Origin of the sequence: Leptospira neocaledonica (genome assembly GCF_002812205.1) — a bacterium.
Taxonomy (GTDB): domain Bacteria; phylum Spirochaetota; class Leptospiria; order Leptospirales; family Leptospiraceae; genus Leptospira_B; species Leptospira_B neocaledonica.
Genome location: NZ_NPEA01000007.1, coordinates 236040 through 249532, shown reverse-complemented (window position 1 = coordinate 249532; position 13493 = coordinate 236040). Strand labels below are relative to the sequence as shown.

General features: G+C 42.9%; 12 protein-coding genes. 6 read left to right on the top strand and 6 right to left on the bottom strand.

Annotated elements, in window-relative coordinates; genetic code table 11:
- Nucleotides 1-93: 93 nt before the first annotated feature.
- The 5 genes from CH365_RS14170 to CH365_RS14145 form a co-directional block, all read right to left on the bottom strand.
- Nucleotides 94-309, bottom strand: coding sequence for a hypothetical protein (locus CH365_RS14170; protein WP_024864036.1), 216 nt, complete (start codon nt 307-309; stop codon nt 94-96).
- Between the two features lie 825 nt (nt 310-1134).
- The gene (locus tag CH365_RS14160; protein ID WP_208861213.1) at nt 1135-1509 is read right to left on the bottom strand and encodes a phosphatidylinositol phospholipase; all 375 of its coding nucleotides are present in this window, start codon (nt 1507-1509) and stop codon (nt 1135-1137) included.
- A gap of 5 nt (nt 1510-1514) precedes the next feature.
- A complete protein-coding gene (locus CH365_RS14155; protein ID WP_244283199.1) occupies nt 1515-2489 on the bottom strand; it encodes a hypothetical protein in 975 nt (324 codons plus the stop codon).
- Between the two features lie 95 nt (nt 2490-2584).
- The gene (locus CH365_RS14150) at nt 2585-3619 is read right to left on the bottom strand and encodes a hypothetical protein (protein ID WP_100769216.1); all 1035 of its coding nucleotides are present in this window, start codon (nt 3617-3619) and stop codon (nt 2585-2587) included.
- Nucleotides 3620-3623: 4 nt separating this feature from the next.
- Nucleotides 3624-5033, bottom strand: a complete 1410-nt coding sequence (locus CH365_RS14145) for a helix-turn-helix domain-containing protein (RefSeq protein ID WP_244283197.1) — start codon at nt 5031-5033, stop codon at nt 3624-3626.
- Nucleotides 5034-5251: 218 nt separating this feature from the next.
- Between CH365_RS14145 and CH365_RS14140 the strand changes: the two genes are divergently transcribed.
- From CH365_RS14140 to metF, 5 genes are all read left to right on the top strand, one after another.
- Entirely contained in the window at nt 5252-6004 is a 753-nt protein-coding gene (locus tag CH365_RS14140; protein WP_100769215.1) for a ParA family protein, read from the top strand.
- Complete coding sequence (locus CH365_RS14135; RefSeq protein WP_100769214.1) at nt 5988-6833, top strand: ParB/RepB/Spo0J family partition protein; 846 nt, start codon at nt 5988-5990, stop codon at nt 6831-6833. The genes CH365_RS14140 and CH365_RS14135 overlap by 17 nt, the downstream gene beginning before the upstream one ends.
- A gap of 387 nt (nt 6834-7220) precedes the next feature.
- Nucleotides 7221-8111: a helix-turn-helix domain-containing protein gene (locus CH365_RS14120; RefSeq protein WP_100769297.1), complete on the top strand. Its 891-nt coding sequence runs from the start codon at nt 7221-7223 to the stop codon at nt 8109-8111.
- A gap of 21 nt (nt 8112-8132) precedes the next feature.
- Nucleotides 8133-10640, top strand: coding sequence for a discoidin domain-containing protein (locus CH365_RS14115; RefSeq protein ID WP_100769213.1), 2508 nt, complete (start codon nt 8133-8135; stop codon nt 10638-10640).
- 33 nt (nt 10641-10673) lie between these two features.
- Nucleotides 10674-11546 (top strand): methylenetetrahydrofolate reductase [NAD(P)H], encoded by an 873-nt coding sequence (gene metF, locus CH365_RS14110; RefSeq protein ID WP_100769212.1) that lies wholly within the window; start codon nt 10674-10676, stop codon nt 11544-11546.
- Here the strand turns inward: metF and CH365_RS14105 are convergent.
- The gene (locus CH365_RS14105; protein WP_165782613.1) at nt 11543-12370 is read right to left on the bottom strand and encodes a 1,4-dihydroxy-6-naphtoate synthase; all 828 of its coding nucleotides are present in this window, start codon (nt 12368-12370) and stop codon (nt 11543-11545) included. The two genes, metF and CH365_RS14105, sit on opposite strands and share 4 nt — an antisense overlap.
- Before the next feature lie 166 nt (nt 12371-12536).
- Between CH365_RS14105 and CH365_RS14100 the strand changes: the two genes are divergently transcribed.
- Nucleotides 12537-13364 carry an HAD-IIB family hydrolase gene (locus CH365_RS14100; protein ID WP_208861217.1) on the top strand — a complete coding sequence of 276 codons (828 nt, stop codon included), beginning with the start codon at nt 12537-12539 and terminating at the stop codon, nt 13362-13364.
- Nucleotides 13365-13493 lie beyond the last annotated feature (129 nt).

The following is a 13493-nucleotide window of genomic DNA, read 5'->3' as shown; positions in this document are numbered from 1 at the left end:
ATTTTAAGCAGTATGAAAAATTAAATAAGACAGCTTAATTTCAATATATTCTCAGATTATTTTTAATCAATTATAAAACTAATAATAATCATTCTATATCGTCCACTTGCAGCGAACCCCGCAGTTTGGGCAGTCGGCGGTGATCTCCGCCTTTACTCGGCGACCTTTTGGCGTTTCCACCTTTCCAATCGCCACGAATTCGAAGTTTACACCTTCCGGAACATAGTGTCCGCCGCCGTATTTTGCGGATCCTTCGATTAAATTTGAGCAGGCATGACATTTTACCCTTAGCTTGATTACTTCGGCCATTGGAAGAGAATCTACGAAGCCTCTTCCTTTCGCAAGAAGAAAGCGGCCCCTGCGTCTGCCAAAACCTCATGCGGGTGCAAATTAGATACACATGACTTTATGTCATTAATTTTACCAAAAATAAACAGCCTGTATGAGAAAGGCCCCCTATAGCGGCCTCCTAGTTGCTATCCCCTATTATTCCAATAAGACTACAGAGCTTCTTCTATTCTCTGCCCAGCAGGCGGCAGTTTTTCTCAGAATGGGCGGTAGGAGCTAATGACAAAAGGGCCATTGGCTTACGCAACAGGCTGCGAAAACCTATTATATTATGGCCCGAATTGCAGCGTCTTGGCATGTAAAACCCCCTGCAGAAAGGCCGCCTTCCCCTCTCCTTGAGCCATGCCAGACCTTAGGGCCAAAAGCGCATATTTTGCGACTTTTGAGTTTATATAAATGCTTATTTTTGGGCGAGCGCTTCGATTGCCCAATCTGTTTAGAAAGCGCCGTAGGGCAATATTTCGCAAAGATCTGCCGCTTGAAAATTGCCAATGAAGACCAAGTTTCCACACTCCTTTTTCTCGAAAGAATCCCTTGTTTGTCGCTAATTGCTCCAAATGCTCCTCTTACGTTTACTGAGCTTGTCCATGGCAGATGGCCATTTTCTTTGCTTATGATTAGGCACTTATGTATAAGCCGCGATTCAGGCGCCAGAAGTCAGTTTTTGGGCAGAAACTGCCTATTTAGACAGGCATTCGCCCACAATCAGGCACTTAAGAACAAATGCTGCCGCATTACGAAATATGCATTCTGGCCCTGTGGGCAGCACAGGGAAGTTTTCTGAATTTAGGCTCTTTTGCGAGCGGGGGCTTGTTTTTTGGCAGGAACGGATTTTTTAGGAGCAGTTAACTTTTTCTTATCCTTTTTTGATTCGATCGCACTTGCATCGAAGTTCACATCCAATCCCATTTTTTTATTTCGTTTCACCATATATACGAAATGTCTCACGTACTGAGCGTAAGGTTCAGGTACAGATTTAGGATCGAAGTCTAAAGGATTTTCTAAAAGAGAACGGACCACCGCTTGGTTCAGATCCTCTTTGCTTGTAACCATGAGAGTTTCTAACCTGCGAAGAATTTCATGATCGTTCACCTCACTGGTGACTTTCTTCATCGCATTCAGAAGCCTCTGAAAAGAGGTTCGTTTGATCTTCACGGCCATATTTGTTAAGTTAGAATTTCTGGGGTCGGACGACCAGAAGAAAATTTATACGAGTCTTGTCCGGCCATAGATAGGTCCCTTTTGAGTGATGAGTGCAGGTCTTGACTTAGGGACTGAATCTCTACTTTCTTCATGGAGAATTCTATAGCTACCACTCGATGCCCAGAGTGAACTATGGCTGACTTCCCTACTCCCGATCCTTTGTGCTGGTAAGCCCGGAAGAAGGTCCTATTTTCATGGGATCTTCCGGAGCCATGGGAGATATCCAGTATTTGGCCGAATTCCTGGCTTAATCCAGATTCCAGTGCATTCTCCACGGTTTTCGCGAAACCTGCACTTTCGGTGGTAGGAACTCCAGGCCATATCAGCAAATTTCTTTGATTTTCGATGGAACAGACGGACTTCGTAGCATAGCCCTCCCCGCTTAAATAGAGAGAAATTCTACCCGGGCAGCCGGGTAGAAGATTGGCATAAGAATTTCCTGGGACCGGAAAGACCTCATGGCTAACGGTTCGGCTTCCCGCCTCGAATCTTGGTAGGAACTCCAGACCAACTTGTCCCAATTTCGAAATAGGAAGTAAAACATTCAGGCCAAGTGTACAGTTTTGAGAAAGGTTCGAAGAATCCGAAAAAATTTCTGATATTGTTTTTCGATTTTGGATCCCGACTTTAGAATCGGAAAACTTCCCTTTCTCTACTTTTTGGCCCTTAGAAATTTTTGCGATTTTGTTAGGAATACTATCATCCGCCAGAAGAGAATCTAGATCAGGAAAGTCGGATAATCTTTCTTCTTCCGAATAAGAAATTCCTTCGGCGAGCACTTGATCCACTTCCTCTTGGTAAATGGATTTTAGCTCTTCCGAAATGGAGTCTTCCGCTTCGACAAGCATTTGAGAAGAAAATTCTGAATCTGAATTCCCTTCTGCAAAGGCAGAACTCGAGCCCAAAGCCAGGGAGGCAATAAGCAAGAACTGTGCCAAAAAATTATGTCTCATTCGAAAAAACATGACAGTATAGCCCATTTTTAACCATTTTTGAGGGAAATGGAAGCTTTTTTTACCGCTTTTCCAGGAATTTAGGCGGTCTTTCGGAAGAGTCTCTTGGCTCGGAGCTTCCATTCCCAGAGCACAATTTCTTGCTCTTTATTCTCGGCCCTGTCTTGCTCTTTTTCCAAAAGTGCGTAGACCATACTCGCAATATCTTTTGAAAAACCTTTGTCCAGTTCTGCTTCGAACTCTTTTTCTCTGGTCTCTAAAATTAAGCCGGCGAGTCGGAAACCTTCGTCCAAATTTTTTAATTTAGGCGCCCAGCCTTTCAGTTCTTCTTTGCCATCTTCGTTTCGGATCATTACATCCAAGAAGGTACGAATGAACGCGACTTCCTCTGCCTTTAATGTGAATTCCAAAAGTAGCTGTTTTACTTTTTCGAGCTCCATTTTTCGGAGATGGATCCTTGCTAGGAAGACCGGATTTTTGGAGTGCATATTTAGGTTTCCCTTCTCCAATAAATCGGTAGCACGGACTTTATTAAAATCTACGATGCTAGATTCTTCTCTCAGACTTTTTTCCAGTTCTTCTTTTCCAGGAGACGGCTTTTCCCCCACTGCCCCGATTTTTTGAGCCACCTTTCTTTTGATGATCAGCATGTTCAAGGAAGGGAACCTGATTTTAAGTGCCACAAGCTCCTGGCGTGGGAATTCCTCATCTAAAACTAGGTGGTGCATTTCCACACCTTCTTCCCTAGCTTTGAGCAGACTTTCCACCTTATCATAATGGTAGATAATTACCGGCAAAATATCACAATCGCTTCCGCTATTCAGGAAGATGGTTCGGACCTCGTTTCCGGAACTGGAATGTTGGTATGGGATTACGAGTTTTCCCTGTTTTACGTTTACGAAACTCAGTTCACCTAATCTAAAATGGGAGAGGTCAAAATCCTCTCCTAAAAATGCGATCCTCGGAACCGGAACCACGATCGACTGGTTTCTGGCTCCTTTGGGAACTTCTGGCCCCTTGGAGGTAAAAACTACGTACGTCATTTTTCCCAGGCGGACTTTTACTAAAAATCCGGCCGGAGTTTTTCTTTCTTCGTATAAGGAATCTAATTCCAAAATTTTAACCCAAACCCAGGTTTTTTAATTTATATTGCAAAGATCCCCTGGAAATCCCCAGGGCCTTTGCCATTCGTATTTGGTTGCCGCCGAATAATTTATCTGCCAAAAGAATTTTTTGGCGCTCCACGGCTTCCACAGCTTTTCGCAAATCAAGGTCCTCCGGATCCGGAAGAGAAATCCCTTTTGAACCTTCTTTTTTAAGATCGGAATTTCGGATCTCTCCCGAACCGGAATTTAAAACTGCTTCTTCGATCGCGTTCCGAAGGTCCTCTAAATTTTGGCAGGAACTCCCCTCTACCAAAGACTCAATCGCTCCTTCGGAAAGAGCCAAATCCGGGCGGCCATGTAATTCACAGACCTCTTGGAAAATCGGCTGGACCGCCGCAATTTTATCCGATTTTGCCCAGTCTATCCAGGCGGGTAATTCTAACCTATTTTCGGCTAAAAGAGAACGAAAATATAAAAACTCTTCTGCGGGTTTTTTACCCGAATTTTCTAAAAAAATGAGACGGGATTTTCCGGACTTTCTCTGGGAGTATTCGAACAAGATCCTTTGCTGGGCCAAAGAATAGTTCTCCGAATTTTCTAAAATTAGAGTCCCGGATTCGGCCATTTTTTCCCAATCGATTAGTGCTTTTTCTAATTTAGATGCCTGCTCTGGGAGGATCGAAACCGTCAAAATTGGCCTACCCGGAAACTCCCTTTTTTGGATCCATTTTGCTAGCGTTTTTTTTCCGGAAGATGCAGGACCCGAAATACAGATACTTCCGGACTCCTTGAATTTTTCCAGTTGGGAATTTTTCCCATTCCCTAATTTGAAAACCAGTTCGCCCAATGGGTCTGGTCCAAGGTCCTCGAAAGTTCGATAAACGGTAGAAGGTTCCGACTCTTGTTTTAAAAGCCCCGCCACCTTTTGACAAAGTAAATGTAAGAGTAAAATTTGTTTTTCTTCCGCTTGGTTGGGAAGTTCTATCAGGAAAAATCCGAACATTCTACCTTTTAACAAAACTGGGGATAATAAACATCCCAGAGAATCGTTTCGGAACAGTTCCACTTCTTCCGATCTCGGCAAGAAAAATGGAGATTTGCTCCCTTCTAAGCGGCTGCGGATTTGGGAGCCCTTGGTTAGGAAAGGATAGAAAAATCCATCTTCTCCGTATCCCCAAGAGGCCGCCTCTTCTAAGGAAGAAGGGTCCGATTCTGAAACCAAAGTAGCGAGCCCTGCCAGACCTTCGATTAATCTTAAACATTCCGGAAACGCAAGGGGAAGTAATATCCTAAGTTCTTTAGGATCTGGATTCCCCCATATAAATTCTTCCGGAGCGGATAGCATAGAAGGGAAAATGTTTAAAATTAAGCATGGTGTCAACCATGTACCTGGACTTTCTTCGGAATGTCGGACGTCCGACATTTGAATTCGATTTTTCTGCAATTTTCTGAAAATTTAAGAATTAGTTTGAATGCTCCTAACCTTCTTCTTATATGGAAATATAGCGTTGGCTTCGGTCCCGAAGTTGACTTTTTAATTTTTATTTTTGTTTAAATTCCTCTCTTTATTCTTTCGATTTCGAGCGAGAGAAGTAAGGACGGGATGTCGGACATCCGACAATTGAGATACAAGGGAACAGAATGATTGTAGTATCCATCGCAAACCAAAAGGGAGGAGAAGGTAAAACCACCACCTCCCTGAATTTAGCTTGGGGTCTCGCCAGAAGAGGTAAAAAAACTCTGCTGATCGATATAGATCCTCAGGCAAATTCTACAGGGATTTTCCTAAATCCGGAAGGATTAGATAAGTCCATGCATAATATTTTTCAAACCAAAGCGAAAGTCAGAGAAGTTATGGTCCAGACCCAGGTGGAGAATTTGAACATTGCTCCTTCTCGCCTGACCCTTGCAGAGGCGGAAACAATTGCCGCCATTGTGGATGCGCCTTATATCCTGAGAGACGCTCTCGCGGACTTAGAAAAGGAAATGGATTTTTGTGTGATCGATTGTCCGCCTAGCCTTTCTATTTTTACCATCAATGCTCTCGTTGCTTCCAACTACGTAATCATTCCTCTCCAGGCAGAAAAGTTTTCTGTGGATGGAATTTTGGGACTACAACAAACGATTACAAGCATTAAGAAAAGGATCAATCCTAGTTTGGAAATTATGGGAGCCCTGGTCACCCAACTTAAACCCCAAACACTTCTTACTAAAACGATCATCCCTGTTTTGACCAAATATTTCCGGATCTTTGATACCAGTATTTCGGACGGGGTTGCGGTGGGAGAATCTCATCTGGCCAGAAAGTCTGTCTATGAGTATAATAAATCCAGCCGTCAGGCTCAGGAGTATGAAGGCTTTATTGAGGAATTTTTGAATGAGCTCAAAAAGTAAAAGACTAGGTTCTCTTGCTGATGTTTTCCAGGCCGAAAAATTAGAGGGTACGATCCGTAAGATCCGCTTGGATAGGATTCGTCCCTCCGAAAGTCAGCCAAGACAAGAGAGAAAAAAAGGAGTCGAAGAACTTGCCCAGAGTTTGGACAAAGACGGACTTCTTCAGCCTATTCTAGTCACCAAACAAGCGGACGATGAATTTTATACAATCATCGCCGGAGAAAGAAGATACCATGCTGCCACCCTTCTCAAATGGCCTGAGGTAGAATGTAAAATTTTAGACAAAGACGCAAAGGAAACTTTCCGCCTAGCAATCATAGAAAACCTACAAAGAGAAAATTTATCTCCTTATGAAGAGATAGAGGCGATGACCCATCTTAAAACTTCTTTCTCTTATACCGACCTGGAGTTAGGAAACCTATTCGGGAAAAGTAGAAGTTATATGACCGAACTTTTGGGAATTTCCTCTCTCTCCAAAGAAGATCTAAAAGTCTGTAAAGAAGCAGGAATAGAATCCAAAAACCTTTTAGTGCAAGCAGCCTCTGCGGCCAAAAAAGGTACGCTAAAAGATTTTCTGGAAAAATTCAACTCCGGAGAATTAAAAACCGTAAAAGACGCAAAAACTTTTAACAGAGCGGAAGAAGGCGGACTATTCTCCCCTGCACAGATCAGAACTAATACTGGATCCGAAAACTCAGCCGTCTCTCCCTACCCTTATAAGATCATAAAAAAAGGTGGAAACGTAATCATCTCTACCGAAGACGAAGATTTCCTTTCCGAACTTCATAAATTCGTGAAGAAAGAAATTTCTAAAAAATTCGGAAAATAAAATCCGAAACCCAAAATCAAATTCGAGTAACACATATTGTTAAGCGAAATTAAAATAGTACAAACATGTACTTAGCAAAAGATTTTATGGGACTTGGGCTGAAAAAATTGGGAATGAGTTGACGGAGCAGAAAAAAGCCCCAATATGTGACATAATATTCTAAACGGAAATGTAGTACTTTCTCCAACCCGGAAGAGAGAAGGAAGAAACATTGCCGTAGGTCTGAGATAAAAAAACTCCCCTGGTTTGTCCAGGGGCCGGACCTTCCCGAAGGAATGTTGTTGGATGAGACATAAGTAACCTTATGTCGGATAAATGTCAACTACCTTCGGACTTTTTTGCTTAAAATTAATTTTTTTGCCTCCGGGGCAAAAGAGGATCCAAGGTATGGGCGAGCATTTTCCATATATAAAATTCCTCTCGGACATCATCGATTCCGGGGTTTGGGCCTCTCTGTCCCCAGCCGCAAAGACTCTTTATCTCGTCCTGCTTAAATTTAGTGACCAGACCTTTAAGCCAGTCTGGCCTAGCAATGAAAGCTTGATCCGACTCACAGGCTTAAAGACTAAAAAATCGATCAATGAAGGAAAGAAAGACCTAGTAAGAGCGGGCCTTCTACAATTTGTTCCTGGGACCGGCCATAAGAATTCTACCTACTATTTTTGCTTCAATTACCCCGGTTCTAAAATTCCACCCCAGGGGGTTATTTTTGGAAACCCCAGAGGGGTATTTGGGTCGGCCCCAGGGGTGTTGGCAGGTAGCCCGGAGGGGGGTCAAATGGGAAACCCAAACAATATAAATATAACCATCCATAATACCCAAAACCAAAAACCTAGTGAAAAGAAAGAATTGAGTTTGGATTCTTTAAGAGAACGTTACGGAGAAAATATATTGTCCGAAGCAACGGAAATTGCAAAGGCACAAGGCCTGGGTGAAAATTTGCATTATATCCGAGGTATCTGCAAAAATCTGTCGGGAACCAAACAGCCGAATTTTGAGCAGGCCTCCCCCATCCAGCCTCAGGGCCCGGGACATTCTTCAGGGAAAGAAGCTTCTTGGATCGGATTTTTAGAATGGTGTAAGGGGAATCTGTCTAGAAGCAGTGTAGAAGTTTTGGAAAAAATTCAGGTAGAGCCTGATGGTAAGACTCTTTTGGTAAAGGATCCTCTTCCGGAGACTCTCAGGATGATCATTACAAAGTACTTCACAGACAAAATCCACCCCTCGATACTGGTTATATTTTCTGCAAAAGCCGAAGAAAACCGGATACATGTATAAAAAGGACTACGCAAAGCTCTTATGAATGAAGAATCCATCCGGATCAGCCATCCTCGACAAGTTAAAGTAAACGAAATTAAAACCAAAGGTACGTTCGAATTCAAGGAAGGAGGACTTCGTTCTTATTCTGAACAGTTGGACCATCCTGGCGTTGGGGTTTTAACCTTAGTTTTAAATCCAGGCTCTAGTTTTAATCAGATCAAATTACATCAGTCGGAACAATCCGGCACATTCTTCCCAGATTCTTTTAAATTCGAAATTTCTTTGGATGGAAAAGTTTGGGAACCGATCCTGCAAGAAACTGGTTTTAGAAGATTGAATAAGAAAGTGGGGCAATGGAACTTCTCCTTGGTTCGTGCTAACTTTCTAAAATTGGTCAGTAAGGTTTCGGAAAAAGAAGGAGCCAAATTTAAAGTTTCTATTGGGGCTTTGGAAGTTGGGATCTCTGGAGTCACTAAGTTAGAAGTGAGTTCCGAAAAAGATAGATTTTGGGTAAAAGAAAATCTGATCGATGAAAGACCGGATTACGGTTGGTCTTCTTTGGAATCCAATCAACCTAAGGAAGAATTTTTCCTGATGGATCTTGGCTCTATCAGTAGAGTGAATGAGCTAAGAGTTCTTTCGCCGAAAGACGGTCATTTACATTTCCCGGAAACTTTTACTGTATATTATAGCGAAGATGATCTGACTTGGAATCAGCTTTTAGAAGAGAACCAATTCTTATCCGAGTTGGGAACTTGGTATCAATGGAGATTTTTACCTACGAATATTCGCTTTTTGAAATTCGTTTCCCGTCCTCGTAAAATCCAGAACAAAGAAAAATATTCCACAAGCATTGTAGAAGTTGAATTGTACGCGGCTCCTTATTTAAGCGAGCTGACTCATAAGCCAACTGCAGAGCCTCTACCCTATGCTACTGTTTTAAGATCTGGCTTAGTCAGACTTGCAATCGACGGAGAAACTTCTGAAGGTGCCGCAGTTCAGGCAAATGACAGAAGATTAAGAGATGGTTCTACTGAGTATAAGGGTATCGTAGAACTTGCTTCTGATGGGGAAGATAAAGAAGGCGTTGTTGTCCAAGGTAACGACAGAAGATTAAAACATTCTACTGAGGCCGCTTATGGTCTAGTGCGTTTAGCAGGGAACGGCGAAAATCGGGCAGATAGAGTTGTGCAAGGGAACGATGATCGTTTAAAACCTTCTTCTACCCAAAGTTTTGGTATCGTAGAACTTGCGGAGAATGGTGAAACCAAAGAAGGCACCGTTGTCCAGGGAAATGACGATCGTCTGAAGCATGCAACGAACCAAAAATTCGGCCTAGTCCAGTTGGCTTCTCCAGGTGACGCGAGCCCTGGAAAAGTGGTTACTTCTGATGATCCAAGGCTTAGGCATGCAACTACGGAAAATCCTGGTATTTTGAGATTTGCTTCCAATGGAGAAGATTCCGCAGATGCGGCTGTCCAAGGAAATGATAAAAGATTAAAAATTTCCACTCCCCAGTCTTACGGGATTGTGAAACTTGCTCGCTCCGGCGAGGCAAAAGAAGGTGCAGTCGTCCAGGGTGACGATGAAAGATTGCGTAACGCTAGTACGGAATATCCTGGTATCGTGACAGTTGCTCCCAAAGGAAAGTCTATTCCTGGCCATGTGGTTTCTTCGGACGATCCTAGACTGTCGGATGCAAGGCAGCCTCTTCCTCACACCCATGATTACGCTCCTAAAGAGCATGATTTCAGTTCTCATACCGGATACCTGAGATTGAAAGGTTCCGTAGAAGCTCCCTACGCAAACATCTCCCCTCCTCCTGAAAATGCAGGACTTGCATACGCAAGAAATGAGAGCGAAAAAGGAGCAGGTATCGTAGGTTCCGGTAGATTCTCCGGGATATTGGGCTTCGGAGAAAAATTCGGAGTCAGAGGTGATAGCGCTTCTGGAGAAAAAGATTCAGCAGGTATTTTAGGTCTGGCCAAAAGAGGATTCGGCGGATGGTTCCATTCTAGGTCCGGTCATGCAGTGTATGCTAGTGGAAAAGGAATCCCTAGTCTGAACGAAACTGGTTCAGGTAAAGCGATCTTGGCAGAAGGTGATTCCGATTTCCTTGGAACAGTATATCTCCAGACGGGAAAAGGTACGGATTGTATCGCTAAATTTTTCCCAGTACAGTCTTCTGATGTAATTGCGGAAGGTGATCTTCTCGCAATGGGGGAAGACGGTAAACTTCATAAATCTAGACAGCCGAACGCTACGAATATAGTAGGTGTCGCGGTAAAATCTGCGGCATTAGTTTTGGGAGATAAACCCCAAGCAGAAGGTCAATGGCTTGTCGCAATTGCAGGAGTGGTTCATGCAAATGTGGAAGCTCAATCTTATCCTGTACAGCCTGGTGACTTATTATGTTCTGGTCTTACCGGAGGCCATGCAGTCAGAGTCGCACCTGAAAATTTAAAACCTGGTGCGCTTGTAGCAAAATCTCTGGGCTTACAAAGAAACGGCAGAGGACCTATTCAGGTTCTACTCTGCTGCAGTTGAAAAATTCCCCGTTTTTTACGGGGAAAGGTTAGAATGAAAAAGATATTAGAAATTTATAAAACGGCTAAAACGCCGGTATACTCTTTCGAGTTTTTTCCTCCTAAAACTCCGGAAGGAGAAACGAAATTATTCGAAGCTGTGGAAGAATTGTCCAAGGTGGATCCAGGTTATATCACTGTGACCTACGGAGCGGGAGGTTCTACTCGGGATAAGACTATCCGTATCACTTCTGAATTGGCTAAAAAATTTGCTCTTCCTGCGGCGGCACATTTTACCTGTGTGGGCGGCAATAAGGAAGAGATTCGAGTTATTTTAAAACAGATCCGAGAATCCGGGATCGAAAATTTAATGGCTCTTCGAGGAGATCCTCCTAAAGGAGAAGAGGCTTTTAAAAAAGTAGAGGGTGGTTTCGGTTACGCAAGCGAACTCATCTCCTTTATCAAAGAAGAAGGTTTCGATTTTTGTATGGGAGCTGCCTGTTATCCTGAAAAACATCCGGAGGCCGCGAGTTTGGAATCCGATGTGGATAATTTAAAACGAAAAGTGGATTCGGGCGCTTCTTACCTGGTATCCCAATTGTTTTTTAAAAATTCCAATTTTGAATCTTTCTTAGATCTGATTCGCAAAAAAGGAATCAATGTGCCAGTAATCCCTGGGATCATGCCTATTACTTCTTTTACTCAGATAGAAAGATTTAAGGCAATGGCAGCCTGTGAATTTCCTGAAAAACTAGTTTCCGATCTGGAAGAAGTAAAGGATCAGCCGGAAGAATTTTATAAAAGAAGTATCAACTTCTCTGTAAACCAATGCCGTGAATTGGTCAAACTGGGAGCACCTGGAATTCATCTTTATACCCTAAACCAATCCCCTGCGAGTTTGGATATTGTGAGAGAACTGAAAAATTAAAGAAATAGTTCCTTCTCTTTTTCTGGAGGAAGTAATCCTGTCTCAAGGGCTTTTTGCTGTAATAAGCGGATGGCCCTTTCTCCTTCTTTTCCTAAACTTTTAGAAAATTCATTCACATACAGATCTATATGCGCATCCGCCACTTCTCTTGTTGTGGTTTGAGAATGTTTTAAGATATAATCGTACATACTTTCCCTGTTTTGGTAGGCCAGAGAAAGGCTTTCCTTAATCGCCGAATCCAGGTCATTTTTTATCTGAGAAGAAAGATCTCTGCGGATTGCGATACATCCGAGAGGAATATGTGCTCCGGTTGTACCTTCCCACCATTCTCCTAGATCTTCTACCTTGGCGAGTCCTCTTGCTTCGTAAGTGAATCTTTCTTCGTGAATGACAATTCCGAAGTCAGCTTCTCCATTTTTTACTTTGTCCAAGATAAGATCATAGCGTGTGGGAACTGGCGTGAAGTCCCCTTTTAAGTATAGATGTGTAAGTAAATTGGCAGTGGTCCAGAGTCCCGGGACCAGAATTTTTTTTCCGTTAGGAGTTCCTACCGAGGAACCTGCTTTTTTTACGATGATAGGGCCGCAGTTCCTACCAAGTGCAGATCCGCTATCTAAAAGAGAATATTTGTCCGCCACATGGAATAAAGCTGCGAATGAAATTTTCGTGGCCTGGAATTTTCCTTTATCTGCGAATTGGTTCAGTTGTTCCACATCGTATAATTCTTCTTTTATAGAAAATGGCGCCTTGGTTTTTGCGGAGATAAGATGATAGAAGATGAATGTGTCGTTCGGACAGGGGGAATATGCCAGACTAAGTTCCATTCTTCCAGGCAATCAGTTTTGATTCTTTTGAAAACGAAAAAAGGGGGTGGAAGGAACTCCTGCCCTCAGGTCTATTGGAAAAGAATCGCAGGTTGCCTTGGATATCATTTCGAATTCACATAAATTTCCAAAATTGGATGGGCTTCTCCCCTTTCATACGATTGCTATGGATTTGGACGGAACACTTTTAGATTCTCGGGCTTCCATTTCCAGTTTGAATCATTATGTTCTGCAATCCGCGTTGGATCAGGGAGTCGGGTTGATCATCGCTACGGGTAGAAGGTTCTCTTCTGCCCTTCCCTATGCTCAGGAATTTCGAGGAAATGTGACTGTGGTGGCCAATAATGGGCAGGTGCTCAGAAGTTCTCCGAATGGAGAAAGAATTTCGGAAACGTATATTTCCGAAAAAGCGACATTTGCAGTTTTATCTTTGGGAAAGAAGAAGGGCCACTCTCCCCTTCTTCATGTGGATCGATTCGAGGAAGGAATAGATATCCTAGTCGAGTCTCCGATCACGGACGAAAAATATCATCATTATTCAGGCGGAGACATCGCGAGGACCAAGGTGGTTTCTGATCTTCTGGAACATTCTGGCGATCGTGCTCTTGTGGTATGTTATCTTTCTTTAATGAAGGAAGAATTGATCGAATTGGAAGGGGAACTTCTCACCTTGCCTGAATCCTCAGAATACAGAACCGTAATCACTAAAATCCCTGGAGTGTCTTATTGTTTGGAAGTTTTGGAGAAGGGAGTTTCCAAGTGGACGGCGATCCAGTCTTATTTAAAAATTTCCGGTTTGGACGAGGCAGGGGTCATTTCTTTCGGAGACGAGCTAAATGATCGAGAAATGCTTTTTTCTTCCGGATATGGTTTTGCGATGAAGAATGCAGTCCCCAGTTTGAAAGAAGGCGCCTCTTATATTACCAAATATTCGAATAATGAAGATGGGATCGCGATGACTCTTTTGGAATTATCCGTGCTTCCGTTTAGATAAGACTTTTTGATTTTTATCAATCTTTACTTCACAAGAGGAGCATGCGGCTTCGTAACAACCGAAACTTGTCTCTTTGGTTTGCGTTTTACTGAATAGACTTTTAAATGAAGAAACGACCGGAAAGCCCAA

Coding starts and splice junctions, on each gene's coding strand:
- CH365_RS14170 (WP_024864036.1), bottom strand. CDS start 309: ATGGCCGAAGTAATCAAGCTAAGGGTAAAATGTCATGCCTGCTCAAAT.
- CH365_RS14160 (WP_208861213.1), bottom strand. CDS start 1,509: ATGGCCGTGAAGATCAAACGAACCTCTTTTCAGAGGCTTCTGAATGCG.
- CH365_RS14145 (WP_244283197.1), bottom strand. CDS start 5,033: ATGTCGGACGTCCGACATTCCGAAGAAAGTCCAGGTACATGGTTGACA.
- CH365_RS14140 (WP_100769215.1), top strand. CDS start 5,252: ATGATTGTAGTATCCATCGCAAACCAAAAGGGAGGAGAAGGTAAAACC.
- CH365_RS14135 (WP_100769214.1), top strand. CDS start 5,988: ATGAGCTCAAAAAGTAAAAGACTAGGTTCTCTTGCTGATGTTTTCCAG.
- CH365_RS14120 (WP_100769297.1), top strand. CDS start 7,221: ATGGGCGAGCATTTTCCATATATAAAATTCCTCTCGGACATCATCGAT.
- CH365_RS14115 (WP_100769213.1), top strand. CDS start 8,133: ATGAATGAAGAATCCATCCGGATCAGCCATCCTCGACAAGTTAAAGTA.
- metF (WP_100769212.1), top strand. CDS start 10,674: ATGAAAAAGATATTAGAAATTTATAAAACGGCTAAAACGCCGGTATAC.
- CH365_RS14105 (WP_165782613.1), bottom strand. CDS start 12,370: ATGGAACTTAGTCTGGCATATTCCCCCTGTCCGAACGACACATTCATC.
- CH365_RS14100 (WP_208861217.1), top strand. CDS start 12,537: ATGGATTTGGACGGAACACTTTTAGATTCTCGGGCTTCCATTTCCAGT.